This window comes from Arthrobacter sp. Alg241-R88 (genome assembly GCF_900537115.1).
Lineage (GTDB): Bacteria > Actinomycetota > Actinomycetes > Actinomycetales > Micrococcaceae > Arthrobacter.
Genome location: NZ_UNRG01000004.1, coordinates 237,350 through 256,459, shown reverse-complemented (window position 1 = coordinate 256,459; position 19,110 = coordinate 237,350). Strand labels below are relative to the sequence as shown.

The window sequence follows — 19,110 nt, the reverse complement described above, 5'->3', positions numbered from 1 at the left end:
GCCACCTCAGGAAGCCGTGGCGGCCTTCAACGGGACGGGCACCAGCTCCTGCAGCTCCTCCAAAGTGCAGCCGAAGGTTTCGCGGACAGTAACGCCGTCGGGTCCGGTCAGGAAAACGGCCTTGTCCGTGTACACGCGGGTGACGCAGCCGACGCCGGTGAGCGGGTAGGTGCAGGCTTCCACGATCTTGGAGGCACCTTCGCGGGTGAGCAGGGTCATCATCACGAAGACGTCCTTGGCGCCGGTGGCGAGGTCCATGGCACCGCCGACGGCGGGAATGGCACCTGGTGCCCCGGTGTGCCAGTTCGCGAGGTCACCGGTGGCGGAAACCTGGAAGGCTCCCAGCACGCAGATGTCCAAGTGCCCGCCGCGCATGATGGCAAAGGAGTCGGCGTGGTGGAAGTACGCCGCCCCGGGGAGCTCGGTGACGGGGATCTTGCCGGCGTTGATGAGGTCGCCGTCGATCTCGTCGCCCTTGGCTTCGGGGCCCATCCCGAGCATTCCGTTCTCGGTGTGGAGCGTGATGTTCTGCTCTTCGGTGAGGTAGTTGGAGACCAGGGTGGGTTGGCCGATGCCAAGGTTCACAAAGGATCCGGGGGCGATGTCGCGGGCCACCAGGCGGGCGAGATCGTCCCGGCCCAGGGGTGTGGCGGAGGTTTGGATGGACGTTGCGGTGCTCATTTCAGGCCACCTTCTCTGCGGTGCTGCCGGCTACGCGGACAATGGTGTTGACGTAAATTCCGGGGGTGACGATGTTCTCCGGGTCCAGGGCACCGGTGGGGACGACCTCGGAGACCTGGACGATGGTGTGCTTCGCGGCGGCCGCCATGATGGGCCCGAAGTTGCGGGCGGTCTTGCGGTAGACGAGGTTGCCCTTGCCGTCCGCTTTGAGTGCCTTGATCAGTGCGACGTCGGCGTGGATGGGGGTTTCGAACACCTGGCCGCGGCCGTCGATGATCCGGGTTTCCTTGCCCTCGGCCAGCATGGTGCCGTACCCGGTGGGGGTGAAGAACCCGCCGATCCCGGCCCCGGCTGCCCGGATCCGCTCGGCCAGGTTGCCCTGCGGCACGAGTTCGAGTTCGATCTCGCCGGCCTTGTACTTGGCGTCGAAGTGCCAGGAGTCGGACTGCCGCGGGAAGGAGCAGATCATTTTCCGCACCCGGCCTTCCTTGATCAGCAGGGCCAGGCCCTGGTCACCCTGGCCGGCATTGTTGTTCACCACCGTCAGGTCCGTGGCGCCGCAGTCCATCAGGGCGTCAATCAGTTCGAAGGGCTGCCCGGCGTTGCCGAACCCGCCGATCATCACGGTGGAACCGTCCTTGATCCTAGCCACGGCCTCCTGGACCGAATCTACGAAGTTCAACATGGCTTAGGCCTTTCCTGTGTTGGTGCCGGTGGCGGTCATGTTCTCAAGGACCACGGCCAGTCCCTGCCCGACGCCGATGCAGATCGCCGCGACGCCCCAGCGCTCCCCGGAGGCCTGCAGCGACCGGGCGAGGGTGCCCAGAATGCGGGTTCCGGAGGCACCGAGCGGGTGGCCCATCGCGATGGCCCCGCCGTGCCGGTTCACGATGGCGGGGTCGATGCCCCAGGCGTTGATGCATGCCAGGGACTGCGCGGCAAAGGCTTCGTTAAGTTCGACGGCGCCCACCTGGTCCCAGCCAATGCCAGCCTTCGCCAGGGCCTTGTTCGCCGCCTCCACCGGGGCGAACCCGAAGTACTGCGGATCGTTGCCGTACGCGCCACGCCCTGCGATCCGGGCCAGCGGCTCCAGCCCCAGCAGCCCGGCGGCACTTTCGCTGCCGATCCAGGCCGCGGAGGCGCCGTCGGACAACGGGGACGCATTCCCGGCCGTGACCGTGCCGCCCACTTCGGCGCCCTCGGGTTCCTTGCGGAACACCGTCTTCAGGGCAGCCAGCTTCTCAGCCGTGGAACCGGGGCGGATCCCCTCGTCCCGCACCAGGTCCGTCCCCGGCACCGGGGCCACCAGATTGTCGTAGAAGCCCTCATCCCACGCGGCGGCGGAGAGGTTGTGCGAGTCCGCGGCGAACTGGTCCTGCTGCTCCCGGGTGACACCGTACTTCTCACGCAGACGCTCGGTGGCCTCACCCAGCGAGATGGTCCATTCCTTCGGCATAGCCTTGTTCACCAGCCGCCAGCCCAGGGTGGTCGACGCCAGGGTCATGTCACCGGCAGGGTAGGGCTTCTCCGTCTTCGGCAGCACCCACGGCGCCCGGGACATCGACTCGGCCCCGCCCACCAGCACCAGGTCCGCGTCACCGGCGTTGATCTGGCGTGAGGCGATGATCGCCGCATCCAACGACGAGCCGCACAGCCGGTTGACCGTGGTGCCGGGAATCGACACCGGAAGCCCGGCCAGCAGCGTGCCCATCCGGGCAATGTTCCGGTTTTCCTCGCCGGCGCCGTTGGCGTTGCCGAACACCACCTCATCGATCCGCTCCGGATCCAGCCCGGGCGCGCGCTTCACGGATTCTCTGATCACATGCGAGGCCAGGTCATCCGGGCGCACGGCGGCAAGGCCGGAGCCGAACTTCCCGAACGGGGTGCGCACGGCGTCGTACACAAAAGCCTGATTCATCATTCCTCGAATTCTGTCTGGTGATCCCAACTAAGTAGCGCTAAGTGTCGTTTTGGGGGCTCAAAACGACACTTCGCGCTACCTAGTTGGGTGGGACGGGGCTAGTCGGTGGGGGTCGTGTCCGGGGCAGCGCTGTCAGGGGCAGCGCTGTCAGGGGCGGTGCTGTCAGGGGCGGTGCTGTCCATGTCATGGAACACCTGCTGCGCTGTTTTGAAGGCGGTGTTGGCGGAGGGGACTCCGCAGTAAATGGCGGCCTGCAGCAGGATTTCCCTGATCTCGTCCCTGCTGAGGCCGTTCGTGAGGGCCGCGCGGATGTGCATGGCCAGCTCTTCCCAGTGCCCGTGCGCCACCATCGCGGTAATGGTGACGGCGGAGCGCATCTGCCGGGTCAGGCCCGGGCGCGTCCAGATTCCACCCCACGCGATCCGCGTGATCATGTCCTGGAAGTCTTCCGTGAAGCCGTCCTTGTTGGCGTTGGCCCGGTCCACGTGCGCGTCGCCCAGGACTTCGCGGCGGACCTTCATGCCGCCGTCGTAAATCTCCTGGCTGGTGGCATCGGGCTGGACCACGCCGTGCCGCTCACCGCCGGGCTGAAGGCCGGTCATGCGTTTGCTCCCCGTGACTCAGCCCAGGAGAGCAGGCCGCGCATCAGCTCGGCGACGTGCGCCGGCGCCTCGGCGGGAGCAAGGTGGGCCACGCCCTCGAGCGTGACGGCGGTGGCGGTGCCGCCGCCGGCGGTGATGCCCGCTGCCACTTCCTCGGCGAACGACGGCGGGGCCACACCGTCCAGGGCCCCTGCGATGACCTGGGTGGGGACGCGGATGGAGCCGAGTTCCCCGCGCACGTCGAAGGCCGCCAGCGCTTCGCAGCAGAACGCGTAGCTGAAGCGGTCGGCATCGCGCAGGGCGTGGAGGAGCCTGCTGCTCAGCTCGGGCTCGCGGTCCATAAAGCCGGGGGCGAACCAGCGCTGGGCCGAGCCCTGGATCATCACCGGGGTGCCTTGGCTGCGGACGGTTTCGGCACGCTCCAGCCATCCTTCCGGCGTGCCCAGTTTGGCGCCGCTGCACTGCACGGACAGGCTCTTGAGCCGTTCGCCGTGTTTGATGCCCAGCTGCAGGCCGGTGGCTCCGCCGAGGGAGACGCCGGCGTAGTGGAAGGACTCGCCGGGGGCGATGGAGTCGATCAGGTCCACCACGGCATCAGCCAACGCCGCGACGTCGAACGCCTCGGTGGCCGCCGGTGAGACCCCGTGGCCGGGCAGGTCCCAGGCCACGACGTCGAAGTCGTTGCCCAGCAAGGAGGCAGTCCTGTTCCACAGGATGGTGGAGGTGCCCAGGGACGGGCCCACCACCAGCAGGGGGTGCTCGCCCAGGACCCGCTGGGGCGACAGCAGGGCGGCTTTCAAGGCAGGTTTAGCCACGGTGGGCTCCGTTCGCGTCGGTTTCTGCAGATGCTGGAGGGGAAAATTCCGGGTAGGCGGCCAGGATGCGCCGGACGATTTCAGCGGCCTCGCCCAGGTAGCTGGCCGGGTTGAGGAGTTCCTCGAGCCGGAGATCGGGAAGCGCCCCGGGCGGGACGGCTTCACGGAGCAGCTTGCGGTACGTGGCGGCCTGGTCCGCGGGTGGTGCCTGCAGGGTCTGGTCCACTATGGCCTGCAGTTGCTGCTTGCCGTTGCGGCCGTCCTTGTCCTCCAGCAGGGGTGCCACAGCGGCGGCCACGCCTTCGGCCAGGAGCAGTGGACCGGCGAGGTCCAGGTTGCGGCGCATGGCGTCCGGGAAAACCTGCAGCCCCCCGGCGAGCTCCCTAGCGTGCCCTGCGGCGCCAAGTGCCAGGGCCAACAGCTGCCGGAGTGCGGGCCACTCGCTGTGCCAGGCACCGTCCGGGCGCTCGTCGTTGAAGTTCGCGGCGGCCAGGTGCAGTTGGGCCACCAGCTGGGGTGCCTGGAGCGCGGCGCTGCGTACCAGCACGGACAGCACCGGATTCTGCTTCTGCGGCATGGCCGAGGAAACGCCGCGGCCCGCCGCGCGCGGTTCGGCCAGCTCGCCGACCTCGGGCCGGCTCAGGAACAGGACATCCGCGGCGATCTTCCCGAACGCATCCAGCACGGCTGCCAGGGCATGCCCCAATGACGTGATGGCCAAGCGGTTGGTGTGCCAGGGAACGGGCGCGGGGGCGAGGCCCAGCTGGGCGGCCAGGGCGTCGGCAAGGCTGAAGGGTGTTGCCGGCGCACCGGAGGTGAGGACGGTTCCCGCCGCCAGGGTACCGGCGGCACCACCGAACTGGACCGGAAGCGCCAGCCCTTCCAACAGCCGTCCCGCGGCAGCGATGCCGTGGAACCACTGCGCCGCCCGGAGCCCGAACGTGAACGGCAGGGAATGCTGGGTCAGGCTCCTGCCCACGCACAGCGTGTCCGCGTGGCGCTCCGCCACGGTGGCGAGCGCCGCCGTCGTGCCTTTCAGGTCAGCCAGCAGCGCCTCGATGGTGTTCCGGGCAACCAGCATCAGCGCCGTATCCAGCACGTCCTGGCTGGTCAGCGAGGTGTGGACGGCCTTCCCGGCCCCGATGCCCTGCGTGTCCAGCACCGCCACGTGCTTGCGGAGGTCGGCCAGCAGCGGGATCACGGGGTTGCCGCCGCCCTGTGCGCGGCGGGCGATATCGGCGGGGTTGTAGCGGCTGGCCTCCGCAGCAGAGGCGACGACGGCGGCGGAACCGGCGGGCGCCAGGCCCGCCTTCTCCAGCACGGCAGCCCAGCCGGACTCGACGGCGAGGATCGCCGCGAGCACTGCCCGGTCCCCCGTCAGCGCCACCACCAAAGGCGACGCCGAGACGGGGCTGAGCAGGCCGACGTCGCCATCGGCACCGCTTCCGAAGTTGCCCGGGACTGCTTCAGTCACTGGAAGTCCAGGAAGACTGTCTCGCCCTCACCCTGAAGGCGGATGTCAAAGGTGAGTCCGCCGTCGGGATCCCGCCGGGCAATCAGCGTCTTGCGGCGCTCCGGTTCCAGCGAGCTGAGCAACGGGTCGTTGGCCAGCGCTTCCTCGTCCTCCGGGAGGTAAATGCGGGTGAAGAGCCGGTTGGTGAGGCCGCGGGCGAAGACCGCCACGGAAATAAAGGGCGCCGCCGCTGGTTTTCCGGGGACCTGCTTGGTGGGGCCGGGGTTGACCGTGGTGAACGTGTACACGCCGGAGTAGCCTACGGAGCCGCGGCCCCAGCCGGTGAAGGTGTAACCGTCACGGACCAGGGACCCGGTCTTCTGGACGATGTTGCCCTCGGCGTCGGGCTGCCAGATTTCCAGGATCGCATCCGGAACGGTCTCGCCTGCGCCGTCGTACACGGTGCCCTGGAGCCGGATGGAGCCGGGCGAGCCGGGGGCCAGGAGTTCGTTGTCCTTCTCGAAGGGCAGCGCGTAGCCGTAGAACGGGCCAACGGTCTGGCCGGGGGTGGGTACCAGTCTGGTGCTCATCTTCTACTCTCCATCACCTTCTGCGCCCAGCGCCTCGTTTTCGGTCCAGGTCCGTTTGGGACCGGTCAGGACGATGTCCCAGTTGTAGCCCAGCGCCCACTCCGGCTCGGTGAGGTTGTGGTCGTAGTTGGCCACCAGCCGGTCGCGGGCGTCCTGGTCCACGATGGTCTGGTAAATCGGATCCAGCGGGAAGAGCTGGTCGCCGGGGAAGTACATCTGGGTGATGATCCGCTGGGTGAACTCGGTGCCGAACAGCGAAAAGTGGATGTGGGCCGGCCGCCAGGCGTTGAGGTGGTTCTTCCACGGGTAGGCGCCGGGCTTGATGGTGGTGAAACGGTAGGAGCCGTCGGGGCCGGTGATGCAGCGGCCGATGCCCGTGAAGTTGGGGTCGATCGGTGCGGGGTGCTGGTCGCGCTTGTGGATGTAGCGGCCGGAGGCGTTGGCCTGCCAGATCTCCACCAGCTGGCCTGCCACCGGGCGGCCGTTGCCGTCCAGCACCTTGCCCGCCACGATGATCCGCTCGCCCTGCGGCTCGCCGTTGTGCTGGATGGTCAGGTCCGATTCCAGGGCGTGCACGTCCTGGTGGCCGAACGCCGGGGAGTAGAGCTCGATGGTCTCCGGGTCCGCGTGGTGCAGGCTCTTGGTGGGGTGCCGCAGGATGCTGCTGCGGTACGGCGGGTAGTCCAGCCGCGGCTGGGTCTCGGCCGGAGCGCCGTCCTTGAGGGCACGCGCGTAGGCGTCGGCCAGGCCATTGATCTCTGCACTGAGGTCAGCCTGGGTCTCGACGGCGCGGTGTAGGGGCAGGTGCGCTGCGTGGGGTTCGGCGGCCGGTACGAGCTCGTCGGCTTCAAGCTGGGCGTTGATGTCCTGCGGCACGGCTGGCTCCTTTCGTTGGTGGTTTCTGGCGTGGATGTGGTTTAGGGGCGATGGAGCGAGTCGTATTGGACGGCGTGGCGCACGGGAGCGTTCGGCGCCCCGTAGCCGTCGTAAGCGCCGCGGCGTTCCACCATCTCGAAGAACACACTGCCCACCGTGGCCGTGTAGAAATGGAGGAATTCCCCGTCGGCGTCCCGGTCATACAGGAGGTTCAGCTCCTGGAGGGTGGCCAGGAAACCCGGGTCAAGGTCGAAGCGGGCGTCCAGGTCCTCGTAGTAGTTGGCCGGAATCTGCAGGAACTCCAGGCCGCGGTCCCGGGCGGACCGGGCAGCGGACACGAGGTCATCCACGGCGAATGCGATGTGTTCCTGGTACGTTTTGTGCGCCTGCTGCGCCGGGGCCTGCTGGTTGGGCGCCAGGTTCAGGACCAGCCGCACGGCGCCGTCGGAGGTTTGCATGACCTGCGAGCGCACCAGCCCGCTGGGGCTGGGCACCTCCGCGAAGGGCTGCGGCTCGAGGGCGAGTGCGCTGGTGTAGAAGAGGACAGCTTCGTCGAAGTGCTGCCAGGGCTGGGCCAGGTTCACGTGGTCAATGACCGCGTTTCCTGCCTGCCGCGGGTGTTCCAGCCCTTCGCCGGACTCGCCCTCCTGCCCAAATTCGGCAGTCCATGCGGCGGTACCGTCAGGGCTGCCCTGGCACAGGAAGATCTCCGTCGAGTCCGGCGCGGAGATGCCTTGGAAGACCTCCTCGTCGGCCTGGACCTTGCGGGCCACCACCGGCGCCTTGAGCTGCTGGGCCCGGGCGGAGGCAATCACCGGCGAATCGACGTCGAACCCCAGGGCGGCGATAGAGGGTTCCGAGTGTGACGCCGCCTGTTCATTGATGATCACCCGGGCCTGGCCCATGGTCCACAACTGGACGTTTTTGGTGCGGTGCCGGCCTTCGAAGGCGAAGCCCAGCTGGCCCAGGAGTTTCTCCAGCCGGGCGGTGTCATCGGCTTTCACTTCTGCAAAGTTGAACCCGGCCGGTTCGCTCACCTTGGGCAGCGTGGCCAGTTCCATGGGATAACGACGGCTGGAGGCGGCGTTGCGGGCGCCTTCGGGTTCCGCTGGATTGCCCGCAAGCCACTTGGCGCTCTGTTCCTCCAGCCAAATAAGTGAGCGCATGGCGTCCACGGCGGTGCGTTCGACGTCGGACTGGCGGAAGACGTCGTTGAAGACCTCAAGGGACACCGGCCCGGTGTAGCCGGCACGGACCACATGGCCCATGAATTTGGCGAGCTCGAACTGGCCCTCACCGGGGAACACGCGGTAGTGGCGGCTCCAGGAGAGCACATCCATGGAGAGTTTGGGGGCGTCGGCAACCTGGACGAAGAAGATCTTCTCCGGGTTGAGCTTCTCGATGGGCGCGGTGTCCCAGTCCCTGGACAGGATGTGGAACGAGTCCAGGCAAGTGCCGAAGTTGGGGTGGTCCACCATCTCCACCAGGCGGTACGCATGCTCGTAGTCATTGACGTACTTGCCCCAGGCCAGGGCCTCGTAAGCGACCTTGACGCCGTGGTCCCCGGCCAGTTCCGCGAGCTCGGCGAGCTGCGAGGCGCGGAGACCGTCATCGTCGATGGTGGCGGTGGCAACGTTGGAGCAGACCAGGATGGTGTCCATGCCCAGCCGGGACATCAGCTTGAACTTAGCCTCCGCCCGGCGGAGGTTCGCCTTCAGCAGGTCAGGCGTCACGCCGTCGAAGTCCCGGAACGGCTGGTAAAGGTCCAGTCCCAGGCCAAGGTCGGCGGCCATGGTGTTCACGTCCTCGGGGCCCAGGGGTGAGGTGACCAGGTCCTGCTCAAAGATCTCGATGCCGTCGAAGCCGGCAATGGCGCAGGCCTGCATCTTTTCCTTCAGGGTGCCGGAAAGGCAGACAGTGGCGATTCCGGTGCGCATCAGGCAGCCACCTCCTCGGCTGCCACGAGTTCCAGGAAGTGCGACCGCATGCGGTCCGGGTCTGGTTCGAGGCCGGTGAAGATCCGGAAGGCGTCAGCTGCCTGGCCCACCGCCATGCGGCCGCCATCAAGGACTTCGCAGCCCTTGGCACGGGCACTGCGGACGAGTTCGGTGTCAATGGGGCGATAGACGATATCCGCCACCCAGTGCCGAGATTCCAGCAGGCCAAGATCCAGCGGGACGCCGGGGTGGGCGGCCATGCCCACCGGGGTGCAGTGCACCAGGCCGTCGGCCAGCGGCATGAGCTGCGGCAGCTCCGCCGTCGTACGCGCCGTGACGGTGCTGTCCGGGAAGAAGCCGGCCAGCTCCTCCGCCCGGGCTGCGCCGCGGGCAGCGTCCATGTCCACGAGGTCCAGGTGGCGGACCCCGGCGCTCAGCAGGGCATAGGCGACGGCGGAGCCCGCCCCGCCAGCCCCGAGCTGCACCACGCGGTCCAAGCGGGCACCGGGAAGACCGGAAGCGAGGGCGGCGGCGAAACCCGAGAAATCTGTGTTGTGGCCGACGAACCGGCCATCCTGGATCACCACGGTGTTGACGGCACCAAGCCGCAAAGCGTCCGGGGACACCTCATCCAGGTGCTGCAGGACCAGCTGCTTGCAGGGATGGGTGATGTTCAGGCCATTGAAGCCGAGGCTGCGCGCGCTCTGCAGCAGCTGCCCCACGGATTCGCCCGGCAAGCCCAGTTCCAGCAAGTCGATGGGGCGGTAAAGGTAGCGCAGACCCTGCACATCACCTTCGCGTTCGTGCATGGGAGGGGTGAGTGACGGCATCACGCCATCGCCGACCAGTCCCACCAGGTAGGACTCAGTTCGATTACTCATCCGTGCAGCTCCTTTGATACGGCACCGGGCAGCTTCCTCGCGGAGAGCGTGCTGCCGGGTGATGGAAATTACGGTACATCATTTGTTCTCTTTCCGCACTACTGTTCGCCCTGCGAACTACTGAAGCACTGAGTGCCTCAGGTAGGGCCGCTACCGCTGCGGCAGCCTGGCCGCAAGTTCTGCGGCCGCTTCCTGCAGCAGGGGAACGTGTGCCTCCAGGTCCTCAAGACTCAGGCGGAAGACGGGAACCGCGGTGGCCAGGGAGGCGAACGCGTAGCCCTGGTCATTGAAGAGCGGGACAGCCACGGCACGCATCCCGGTCTCGTTCTCTTCATCCATCACCGCGAACCCTCGGCGCCGGATCAGCTCAACTTCGGCACGGAAGGCGTCCCTGTCGGTGATGGACTTCGGCGTGAGCGGCTCGAGCGGCAATTCCGCCAGGAGCTTTTCGCGCTCGGAGTCTTCGGCGAACGCCACCAACGCCTTGCCCACGGCGGTGGTGGAAAGGGAGCCGAGGTGCCCGGGGTCGCTGGTCACGCGGAACATCTGCGGCCCATCCACCTTGTTCACGGTGAGGTGGTGATGCCCGTCGCGGACGCTGAGGATAGTGGCCTCCCCCGTTTGCTCGGTCACGCGGCGAAGGACCGGCATTGCCGTCCCCGCGAAGCCGTGGTGGTTGGAGACCCGTTGGCCCAGCTGGAAAATCCGCAAGCCCAGATGGTACCGGCGGCCCTCGGCCTCGTAGTCCACAAAGCCGTCCCTGGTGAGGGAGCCCAGGAGGCGGTAGGTGGTGCTGAAGGGCAGCTGGGCCCGCCGGGAGATCTCTGCCGCACTGGCGCCGCGCGGCTCATCACCAAGCAGGACCAGGAGGCCCAGGGCCTTGCCCACCATGTCAGTGCGGTCGGACCGCCCGGCCTTCAGGGAGCTTTCGTCAGCGGCAACATCATTGGGCGCTGTGTCTTGGTTCACACTCATACCTCGATGTTGCCACAATGTGAGAGCTATTGCCAGCGAATGATTATTTTCTTGACAAGTGACTGCCCTCACAGCCACTATTGCTGTATCGCACAAGTAGCTCCCACAATGTGGCTACTGTCCGGGTTTTCCCGCACCTCCAGCCGTGCCGCGCCAGGCCACCACCCCCGGCAGCGCCGGCTGCGAGCCCCTGATCCATCCGCGACAAAGTCGTCACATCAAAGGAACTCCATGAGCCAGATACTTCCGTCCGCCGAGCCAGGCATCGCTGCCCAGGCCGGGACGCCGAAGAAGGCAGCCCTCGCCAGCTTCCTGGGCAGCGCCGTCGAATACTACGACTTCTTCATCTTCGGTTCCGCCGCCGCCCTGATCTTCCCCACGGTCTTCTTCCCGGATGCTGACGCCAACGCGGCCATCATGTCCTTCGCCACCTTCGGCTTCGCCTACGTGGCCCGCCCCGTGGGCGCCGTTATCCTGGGCCACTTCGGCGACCGGGTTGGCCGCCGGAAGGTCCTGATGTTCACCCTCCTCCTGATGGGTGCCTCCACCTTCCTGATCGGCTGCCTCCCGGACTTCAACACCGTTGGCTGGTGGGCGCCAGCCCTGCTGGTGCTGGCCCGGCTCTGCCAGGGCCTTTCGGCCGCGGGCGAGCAGGCCGGCGCATCCTCAATGACGCTTGAACACGCCCCGGACAACCGCCGCTCCTTCTTCACCTCCTGGACCCTCACCGGCACCCAGGGCGGCCAGATCCTCGCCGCCCTCGTCTTTATTCCGGTGCTCGCACTTCCGGACGAGATCAAGTACGGCATCGGCTGGCGGATCCCCTTCTGGCTGAGCGCCGTGGTGGTTGTGGTGGCGTTCTTTATCCGCCGCACACTGCACGAGCCGCCGGCCTTCGAGGAAGCCCAGAAGACCGCACAGATCTCCAAACTCCCCGTCGCCGACCTGCTCAAGGGCCACTGGCGCGACGTCCTCCGGGTCATCTGCTGCGCCTTCATCGCCGCCGTCTCCACCGTCTTCGGCACCCTCGCCATCAGCTACGCCAAAACCGTGGCAGGCGTGGACGGCACCACCACCCTGTGGCTCGTGGTGGGCGCAAACCTTGTGGCACTGGGCACCCAGCCGCTGTTCGGCATGCTGGCGGACAAGATCGGCCGCAAGCCAGTCTTCATCTACGGCGCCGTTGCCAGCGCCGCCCTGACGCCCGTCTTCCTGCTCAGCCTGGAATCAGGCAGCGTGCCGCTGATGTTCCTGGCCGCCATCGGCTTCTTCTCCTGCGGCTACGCAGCCTCCAACGCCGTCTGGCCGTCCTTCTACGCCGAGATGTTCAGCACCAAGGTCCGTTTCTCGGGCCTGGCCATCGGCACGCAGCTGGGCTTCCTGATGGCAGGTTTCGCACCCGCGATCGTTGCAGCGATGGGCGGCATCAAGGCCGGCGGCTGGGTACAGATCAGCATCTTCACCGCCGTCATCTGCACAGTGGCAGCCATCTCCGCGCTGACCGCCAAGGAAACGTTCAAGGTTCCCACCAAGCAGCTCGGCCTGAAGTAATTCCCGGGAGCGCCGTTGGCTCCTCGCCGGGTGCACGGTGAAAGCCAAATATCCCTCCTAAACTGCTCCCCGGCACTCGGACTCCGATATTGAGTTCCGAACCGGGGAGCAGTTTTTTGCTCTGCGTATAACGTTCGGATGAATATGCGTGGACGGCCCCTTTGTTCTCATGAGACTATTTAGCGTTCTGTAGACGCTGGGGGGAGTCCCCCTAATTGGGGGCTTTGTGAAGCACAATAAAAACTTGTCATTTCGACCTGCGCACAAGGCGTCCTATCGGGTCTGGCTTCGGAGCCTTCTGGCTGCATTCGCATGCGCGTTATTTGTCGTCATGCCAAGCGCCCGCAGCGCTGTGGCCGCCTCTGCACCTCCAACTACAACGCCGCTTCAGTACTCAACAACAGCCATTGAACAGGCTTACAAGGAGAATAGCGCTGTCCTCGGTGAACCCGCCGGGATCACCGAATGCCGCACGGACAGTTATCCCTGCTGGCGAACGTTTACTACTGGCGGAATCTATGTTCTTGGCGCCGCCCGGCAGCCGATTATTGTTTCCGGGGCCATTTACCTGAAGTGGAATACTCTCGGCGGACTTTTCAGGGACACCGTCGGGTCGCCTGTTGCGGGAATGGATTGTGATGCTGCCCTGAACTGCCAGCAGCGGTTTCACAATGGAACCATTTACGCCCAGAGCACGGGCCCTGCGATCGTGGTCCCCGGGAAGGATTCGATCTACTCCCACGCGAACGAGCTTGGCTGGCCGTTGGCGGACCCCACGTGCTCCTCAGCTTCCATCTGCAGCCAGACGTTCGAGCGCGGATTGTCCTACACGCGCGGAAATGAACATCGTGCCGTGACATATGGCGATATTTATACCTACTACAAAGACAAAGCCTCAGCGCTGGGCGGACCGTTCGGCGTCCCCGAATGTTCCGACCGCGGATGCACCCAGGCCTTCGACCGCGGCAGAGTGTTCTCGTCTCCCCGGCTCGGGACGTTCACCATGACGGGGGCGATAAAAGATTTCTACCTTACCTATCCGGGGCCCGAACTTGGGTGGCCCACGTCTGAGGAACAATGCGGCCTGGCCGGCGGCGGTTGCCGGCAGCAGCTTGAAGCGGGCCGGGCATACTGGGCCCCTGTGGTGGGCCCCTCGATGATCAGCGGTGGCATACTCAGTGCCTGGTCCTCATCAGGGGCGGAAAGCGGCGCCCTTGGATACCCGCTCTTCAAAGAGATCTGCTACGCAGGCACCTGCTATCAGCGGTTCCACAGCGGCGCCTACCTGGTGTGGAGTCCTGGTGCAGGCACCCACCTCACAGCTGGCGCAATCGGGGCAAAATTCGAACGCTATTCCACCTACCTGGGCGGGCCCACCACATCACGCGAGATGTGTGGGCTGCGATCCGGTGGCTGCCTGCAGCAGTTCACCTACGGCAAGATGTACTGGGCTCCGGGAGTCGGCGCCTGGCCCATCCGCGGAGGCATGGAAACCAGGTGGAGGTCGGCCGGAGCAGAAAATGGTTCGCTGGGATATCCCACAAGCCCTGAGTATTGCAGTCTCGACGGCACCGGGTGCGTCCAGTACTTTCAGGGAGGCCAGCTGACCTGGGGCCGCGGTATCGGCGTTGGAGGAGGTTACGCGCCGGCGTAACAGGTGTTGTTCCCGTGCGCTGACAAAACTGGACAGCACGCGGGCAGGAAATCACGACGGCGGGTACCCGGCGGAGGCCCGCAGCTTGTCTCCCCGGCGCTGAGCAGCAAAGTCATCAATTCACGCATTTGCGGAAGGGAAGGCTACCCTAAGTCGTCCCCTTTTTTATTTCTGCCCTTTCCCGAGGCAGCCCTGCAAGGCGGTTTCCTGTGCGTACGTTCCTCCGGCCCCGCGTCCTTTTGGCCGCGGCCGCTGCCCTCACCCTGACCGGCTGCGGCTTCAGCGGCACCCAGACCCAGTCCACCCAGCCGAGCGCTGCGGCTGATACCAGCCAGCGGATTGTTGTGGACAACTTCCGGGCACCGGTAGCCAACTGGGCCGTCGAGTCCGACGCCGCCTACATCCTGTCACTGTCCGGCTGCCTGGAAACCCTGACCACCTACAACCAGGCCGAAGGCAAGGTGCTGCCTTCGCTGGCCACCGAGTGGAAGCAAACCTCACCTTTGGACTGGGACTTCAGCATCCGCCAGGGCGTCAAGTTCCAGGACGGCACCGATCTCACCGCCGAGTCCGTGGTGTCAGCGCTCAACCACGTCCTGGATGCAAAGGTCCCGGCCCGCGCCTTCAACCGCACCATGATCAGCAGCGTCACCGCGGTGGACGCCCAGACCGTCAGGGTCAGCACGCCCGCCGAGAACCCGCTGGTGCCGTACCGGCTGGCGAGCGTCAACACCGGAATCCTGGCACCCGCCGCCTACAAGGCCGAGGGCCTGGACCCGTTCGGCCACTGCACCGGTCCCTTCACTCCCGTCTCTGAGAAGGCAAAGCAGTCCCTCACCCTGGACCGCAACGAAAACTACTGGGGCGGCGACGTGCAGCTCGCGGGCGCCGAGATCCGCTTCATCACCAACGGCGCCACCCGCGCCGCTCAGGTGCAGACCGGCGAAGCTGACATCTCGCTCTCCATCCCCGTCGCGAGCCTCGCGGCGCTGAAGGCGGACGACGGCGTCTCCGTGCTAGGTGCCGATTCCCCCCGCACTGCCACGCTGTACATGAACAACGGCCGCGCACCGCTGGACAACGTCGACGTCCGCAAGGCGGTCCGGGAGGCCCTCGACCTCGACGCCCTCGCTGCCAGCGTCTACGAAGGTGCCGCCCTCCCTGCCACCGGGCCTTTCGCTCCCTCCGAGCCCTGGGCAGGCGAAAAGCAGGACAAGCAGCAGCAGAACCTTGAGGAAGCCCGGAAGCTGCTTGCCAGTGCCGGCTACAGCGCCGACCGCCCCCTGGAAATCATCGCCATCGTGGAGCGGGCCGAATTCGCCGACGTTGCCGCCGTCGTCCAGGAAAACCTGAAGAACATCGGCATCCCCGTCTCCATCCAGTCCAAGGAATACGCGTCCGCCGAGCCTGACGTCCTGGCCGGCAACTACGACATGCTGCTGAGCCAGCGGAACCGGCTGATCGACATCGCCGACCCGATCGGGTTCCTCACCGCCGACTACACCTGCAAGGGCACCTACAACCTGAGCCACTTCTGTGACCCCGAGTACGACCGGATCATCGCCGAAGCCGCCACAACAGTTGACACGAACGAGCGCTACAAGCTGTACGCCAAGGCCGGGCAGATCCTCCAGGACAAGGCGGTCAACGCGTGGCTCGTGAATGAACAGGCCACCGACGCGATCCGCACCAACGTCCTGTCTTACGTCCAGGACCCGCTGTCCCGCTACGTCCTGACGGCCAAGACGGGCAAGGCCGCGTCCTAAGCCAACCCGAAACCCGCCGCACATGCTGCAGTTCATTACGAAACGGACGGCCACCCTGGTGGCCGCCGTTGTGGTGTCCTCTTTTGCGGTGTTCCTCATCCCGTACTTCACACCGGGTGATCCGGTGCGGAAGATCATCCGGTCGCGGGTGGCGGGTGACGCCGTCGACGAGTCCGCGGTGCAGGGCCTCAGCGAGAGCCTTGGCCTGAACGATCCCCTGGCGGTCCAGTACTTCCGTTGGCTCGGCGACTTCTTCAGCGGTGACATGGGACTGTCCTTTGTCAGCCGCACGCCGGTGGCGGAGCAGGTGCTCCCGGCCCTCTCGGTCACGCTCAGCCTGGTCACCATGGCGCTGGTCCTGGCCGCAGCCATATCGCTCCCCCTCGGGATCATTGCCGGACTCCGGCCCGGAAGCACCGCGGACAAGGCCATCACCGCCGTCACCCAGGCGCTTATTGCCATGCCGGAATACTGGGTTGCCCCCGTGCTGGTGCTGGTCTTCGCCCTGAAACTGTCCGTCCTGCCCACTGCTGGATGGAACGACCTCTCGTCCGCCGTGCTGCCCGCGCTGACACTGGCCCTGCGTCCCATCAGCTTCTTTACCTCAGCGGTACGGGCCGGCATCATCGATGCGGCGGCCGCCGAGCACGTGCCCGCCGCCCGCGCCAGGGGCCTAAGCCAGGGCCAGGCGGTACTCCGCCACGTGGTGCCGAACGGGCTGGTGCCGCTCTCCACCCTGTTCGCCGTATGGTTCGCCGGCCTGCTGGGCGGGTCGGTCATTGTGGAGGTCATTTTCGCCGTGCCCGGCATGGGCCGGCTGCTCTTCGACGCCGTCGTCAACAGCGACATCCCGCTTGCCCAGGGCGGTGTGGTGGTAGTGGTGGCCCTCGCCGTCGGCGTAACCACGCTGGCGGACTTTGTGCACCGCTTCCTCAGCCGCACGGTGGGAGCCTCCCTTGCGTAAATGGTTCAACGTCACCACGCTGGCCGCGACAGTACTTGCCCTGATTGTGCTGGCGGTCCTGCTCTCCCCGTGGATCTCGCCCTACCCGCCGGCGGAGCAGAACCTTGCCGAACGCCTGGCTCCAGCTTCAGCGGGGCATTGGCTGGGAACGGACAACCTCGGGCGGGACACCCTGAGCCGGATCCTCGAAGGGGGCAGGTTCTCCATGTCCGTGGCCGCGCTGGCCACGCTGCTGACCTGCCTTCTGGGCGTGGGCATCGGCATCCTAAGCGCGCGCCGGCGGGGATGGGTGGATGAATTCCTGACCCGCACCAACGATGTCCTGCTTGCATTGCCCGAGATGGTGGTGGCGCTGTTCATTGTGGCGGCGCTGGGCACGGGCTTCGGGCCGCTGCTGCTCGCGCTCGTGGTCACCGGGTGGACGCCCTTCGCGCGGCTCGCCCGCACACTGGCCTACGACGTCTCGGCCCGGGGCTTCGTGGACGCTGCCCGCGTGGTGGGCTGCACGCCGTCGTTCATTATTTTCCGGCACGTCCTGCCGCACCTCGCCGCCCCGATCCTGGGCCAGGCGACGCTGCGGTTCGGGCACCTGCTCATCAGCGTGGGCGCCCTCTCCTACCTGGGCCTGGGCGTCCAGCCGCCGCAGTCGGACTGGGGCTCCATGCTGGCGGCGGCCCAACCGTTCGCGGACCGCGCTCCGCTGGGGATCCTCGCCCCGGGCCTGGTCATTTTCACGGTTGCCCTCTGCGTGACCCTGATCGGCCAGCGGGCAGCCCACATGGCCGCGGCGCCGCTGCTCATGCCGCAGATGGCGGAAAAATGAGCCCCGTGAACACACACCTGGTTCTGGACGGCCTGCAGGTGAGCCACAGGACCCCCGACGCCGGGACTTCCGGCAAGCCCCTGCTTTCCAATGTCTCCCTGTCCGTGGAGCCCGGTCAGTTTGTGGCCCTGGTGGGCAGTTCCGGCTCCGGCAAGACGCTGACGGCGATGTCCTGCCTGCAGCTGCTGCCGCCCGGACTGGCCATCAGCAGTGGTTCCGTCCGGCTTGGGGACCTGGACCTGACCCGCGCCTCCGAGCACCAGCTCAACTCAATGCGCGGCGGACGGCTGGGGATGCTGTTCCAGCAGCCCAAGCGGATGTTCAACCCGAACCGGACCATTGAGCAGCACCTCAAGGAACCGCTGCGCCTGCATGCCGGCCTGCGTGGCTCGAAGGCGCGCAGCAAGGCGCTGGAGCTGCTCGAGGAGGTGGGCTTCGCGGATCCAGGGAAGGGGATCCGGGCCTATCCGCACCAGCTCTCCGGCGGCATGGCACAGCGGGCCATGACGGCCCTGGCCCTGGCCGGGCAGCCCGGGATGCTGCTGGCGGACGAGCCGACGTCGGCGCTGGACAAGGTGCTGGAGCGCCAGATCCTGCAGCTGCTGGACAGGGAGCGCCGGGAACGAGGCCTGGGCATTCTCTACATCACCCACAACATCGCGTCCGTTGCCGCGTTCGCAGACCGGGTGCTTGTGATGAACTCGGGCAGCATTGTGGAGGCGGGTCCCGTTGGTGAGCTGCTCACCCGGCCCAAGACCGACTACACCCGCGAGCTGCTGGCGGCGGCGCGCCTGGCGCCGGAGTCCCGCCGTCGTCCGCCTTCCCGGGAGCGCGACATCCTGGTGCTGGACGGCGTTGGCAAGCATTTCGGATCACGGCGGAAGCTGGGCCACGCCGCGCTGCAGGACGTTTCACTGACCCTTAAGCGCGGGGAGATCCTGGGTGTATTGGGCCAGTCGGGGTCCGGCAAGAGCACCCTGGCCAAGGCCATCGTGGGGCTGGAAGCGGCGAGCACGGGCACAATCTCCCGGCAGCTGGACGCTGCGGGACCGCGTGAGGCCACCGCCGTGCAGCTCGTATTCCAGGAACCCCATAGCGCTTTTGACCCGCGGATGACACTGCGCACCAGCCTCCAAGCGCCGCTGCGCCCACGCCTTGATCTTTCACCCGAACAGCGTGACGAGCGGATTGCGGCGGTGATGGCCGAGGTGGAGCTGGATGCGGCCTTGCTGGACAAGCGGCCGGGCCAGTGCTCAGGCGGCCAGCTCCAGCGCGCCACGATCGCGCGGGCCCTGCTGCTGGAACCCCAGGTCCTGATCTGCGACGAAGCCACCTCGGCGCTGGATGCCCTCACCCAGCGCACCATCCTGAACCTGCTGCTGCGCCTGCAGCGCGAACGCAACCTGTCACTCATCGTCATTTCGCACGACATGGATGTGGTCCGCTACATGTGCGACCGCGTTGCGGTCCTGCTGGAGGGGCGCGCCGTGGAGGTGGCGGAAACCAAGGACTTCTTCGCGGCACCGCGGCACCCGCACAGCCAGGCGCTGGTTGAGGCCTCGATTCCGTGCCGCGCGGACGGCTTGTGGAGCGTACTGGACGTGGCGAAGCCGTAGTCGCG

Annotated in this window: 17 protein-coding genes; 6 read left to right on the top strand and 11 right to left on the bottom strand. The window is 66.7% G+C overall.

Translation table 11 applies throughout. From position 1 onward, the window contains the following. Nucleotides 1-6 precede the first annotated feature (6 nt). The 11 genes from G6R19_RS11885 to G6R19_RS11835 all read right to left on the bottom strand — a co-directional run bounded on the left by G6R19_RS11885 (nucleotide 7) and on the right by G6R19_RS11835 (nucleotide 10,731). The gene (locus G6R19_RS11885; RefSeq protein ID WP_163165133.1) at nucleotides 7-681 is read right to left on the bottom strand and encodes a 3-oxoacid CoA-transferase subunit B; all 675 of its coding nucleotides are present in this window, start codon (nucleotides 679-681) and stop codon (nucleotides 7-9) included. Nucleotide 682: 1 nt separating this feature from the next. Then, complete coding sequence (locus G6R19_RS11880; protein ID WP_163165131.1) at nucleotides 683-1,366, bottom strand: 3-oxoacid CoA-transferase subunit A; 684 nt, start codon at nucleotides 1,364-1,366, stop codon at nucleotides 683-685. Between the two features lie 3 nt (nucleotides 1,367-1,369). Further along, complete coding sequence (locus G6R19_RS11875) at nucleotides 1,370-2,599, bottom strand: thiolase family protein (protein WP_163165317.1); 1,230 nt, start codon at nucleotides 2,597-2,599, stop codon at nucleotides 1,370-1,372. 101 nt (nucleotides 2,600-2,700) lie between these two features. Beyond that, the gene (pcaC, locus tag G6R19_RS11870) at nucleotides 2,701-3,204 is read right to left on the bottom strand and encodes a 4-carboxymuconolactone decarboxylase (RefSeq protein WP_163165129.1); all 504 of its coding nucleotides are present in this window, start codon (nucleotides 3,202-3,204) and stop codon (nucleotides 2,701-2,703) included. After that, nucleotides 3,201-4,019, bottom strand: a complete 819-nt coding sequence (locus G6R19_RS11865) for an alpha/beta fold hydrolase (protein WP_163165127.1) — start codon at nucleotides 4,017-4,019, stop codon at nucleotides 3,201-3,203. The genes pcaC and G6R19_RS11865 overlap by 4 nt, the downstream gene beginning before the upstream one ends. Beyond that, a complete protein-coding gene (locus tag G6R19_RS11860; RefSeq protein WP_163165124.1) occupies nucleotides 4,012-5,493 on the bottom strand; it encodes a lyase family protein in 1,482 nt (493 codons plus the stop codon). Before G6R19_RS11860 ends, G6R19_RS11865 begins: the two co-directional genes overlap by 8 nt. Further along, the gene (pcaG, locus tag G6R19_RS11855; protein WP_163165122.1) at nucleotides 5,490-6,062 is read right to left on the bottom strand and encodes a protocatechuate 3,4-dioxygenase subunit alpha; all 573 of its coding nucleotides are present in this window, start codon (nucleotides 6,060-6,062) and stop codon (nucleotides 5,490-5,492) included. Before pcaG ends, G6R19_RS11860 begins: the two co-directional genes overlap by 4 nt. A gap of 3 nt (nucleotides 6,063-6,065) precedes the next feature. Continuing rightward, nucleotides 6,066-6,938 carry a protocatechuate 3,4-dioxygenase subunit beta gene (gene pcaH, locus G6R19_RS11850; RefSeq protein WP_163165120.1) on the bottom strand — a complete coding sequence of 291 codons (873 nt, stop codon included), beginning with the start codon at nucleotides 6,936-6,938 and terminating at the stop codon, nucleotides 6,066-6,068. 41 nt (nucleotides 6,939-6,979) lie between these two features. Further along, complete coding sequence (locus tag G6R19_RS11845) at nucleotides 6,980-8,875, bottom strand: sugar phosphate isomerase/epimerase and 4-hydroxyphenylpyruvate domain-containing protein (protein ID WP_163165119.1); 1,896 nt, start codon at nucleotides 8,873-8,875, stop codon at nucleotides 6,980-6,982. Continuing rightward, on the bottom strand, nucleotides 8,875-9,756 hold the full coding sequence (locus tag G6R19_RS11840) for a shikimate dehydrogenase (RefSeq protein WP_163165117.1): 882 nt from the start codon (nucleotides 9,754-9,756) through the stop codon (nucleotides 8,875-8,877). The genes G6R19_RS11845 and G6R19_RS11840 overlap by 1 nt, the downstream gene beginning before the upstream one ends. Before the next feature lie 150 nt (nucleotides 9,757-9,906). Next, nucleotides 9,907-10,731: an IclR family transcriptional regulator gene (locus G6R19_RS11835; protein ID WP_163165115.1), complete on the bottom strand. Its 825-nt coding sequence runs from the start codon at nucleotides 10,729-10,731 to the stop codon at nucleotides 9,907-9,909. 231 nt (nucleotides 10,732-10,962) lie between these two features. Between G6R19_RS11835 and G6R19_RS11830 the strand changes: the two genes are divergently transcribed. From G6R19_RS11830 to G6R19_RS11805, 6 genes are all read left to right on the top strand, one after another. Next, nucleotides 10,963-12,282, top strand: coding sequence for an MFS transporter (locus G6R19_RS11830; protein ID WP_163165113.1), 1,320 nt, complete (start codon nucleotides 10,963-10,965; stop codon nucleotides 12,280-12,282). An 853-nt stretch (nucleotides 12,283-13,135) separates the two neighbouring features. Beyond that, nucleotides 13,136-13,936: a hypothetical protein gene (locus G6R19_RS11825; RefSeq protein WP_163165111.1), complete on the top strand. Its 801-nt coding sequence runs from the start codon at nucleotides 13,136-13,138 to the stop codon at nucleotides 13,934-13,936. Nucleotides 13,937-14,145: 209 nt separating this feature from the next. Beyond that, nucleotides 14,146-15,702: an ABC transporter substrate-binding protein gene (locus G6R19_RS11820; protein WP_163165109.1), complete on the top strand. Its 1,557-nt coding sequence runs from the start codon at nucleotides 14,146-14,148 to the stop codon at nucleotides 15,700-15,702. 22 nt (nucleotides 15,703-15,724) lie between these two features. Further along, the gene (locus G6R19_RS11815; RefSeq protein ID WP_163165108.1) at nucleotides 15,725-16,666 is read left to right on the top strand and encodes an ABC transporter permease; all 942 of its coding nucleotides are present in this window, start codon (nucleotides 15,725-15,727) and stop codon (nucleotides 16,664-16,666) included. Beyond that, nucleotides 16,659-17,489 (top strand): ABC transporter permease, encoded by an 831-nt coding sequence (locus G6R19_RS11810; RefSeq protein WP_163165106.1) that lies wholly within the window; start codon nucleotides 16,659-16,661, stop codon nucleotides 17,487-17,489. Before G6R19_RS11815 ends, G6R19_RS11810 begins: the two co-directional genes overlap by 8 nt. A gap of 5 nt (nucleotides 17,490-17,494) precedes the next feature. Continuing rightward, nucleotides 17,495-19,105, top strand: coding sequence for an ABC transporter ATP-binding protein (locus G6R19_RS11805; RefSeq protein ID WP_240341847.1), 1,611 nt, complete (start codon nucleotides 17,495-17,497; stop codon nucleotides 19,103-19,105). The last annotated feature ends 5 nt before the right edge of the window (nucleotides 19,106-19,110 follow it).

Excerpts from the sequence above, each read along its gene's own strand:
- pcaG (WP_163165122.1), bottom strand. The coding sequence starts at position 6,062 with ATGAGCACCAGACTGGTACCCACCCCCGGCCAGACCGTTGGCCCGTTC.
- G6R19_RS11875 (WP_163165317.1), bottom strand. The coding sequence starts at position 2,599 with ATGAATCAGGCTTTTGTGTACGACGCCGTGCGCACCCCGTTCGGGAAG.
- G6R19_RS11885 (WP_163165133.1), bottom strand. The coding sequence starts at position 681 with ATGAGCACCGCAACGTCCATCCAAACCTCCGCCACACCCCTGGGCCGG.
- G6R19_RS11880 (WP_163165131.1), bottom strand. The coding sequence starts at position 1,366 with ATGTTGAACTTCGTAGATTCGGTCCAGGAGGCCGTGGCTAGGATCAAG.
- pcaC (WP_163165129.1), bottom strand. The coding sequence starts at position 3,204 with ATGACCGGCCTTCAGCCCGGCGGTGAGCGGCACGGCGTGGTCCAGCCC.
- G6R19_RS11835 (WP_163165115.1), bottom strand. The coding sequence starts at position 10,731 with ATGAGTGTGAACCAAGACACAGCGCCCAATGATGTTGCCGCTGACGAA.
- G6R19_RS11840 (WP_163165117.1), bottom strand. The coding sequence starts at position 9,756 with ATGAGTAATCGAACTGAGTCCTACCTGGTGGGACTGGTCGGCGATGGC.
- G6R19_RS11830 (WP_163165113.1), top strand. The coding sequence starts at position 10,963 with ATGAGCCAGATACTTCCGTCCGCCGAGCCAGGCATCGCTGCCCAGGCC.
- G6R19_RS11845 (WP_163165119.1), bottom strand. The coding sequence starts at position 8,875 with ATGCGCACCGGAATCGCCACTGTCTGCCTTTCCGGCACCCTGAAGGAA.
- G6R19_RS11815 (WP_163165108.1), top strand. The coding sequence starts at position 15,725 with ATGCTGCAGTTCATTACGAAACGGACGGCCACCCTGGTGGCCGCCGTT.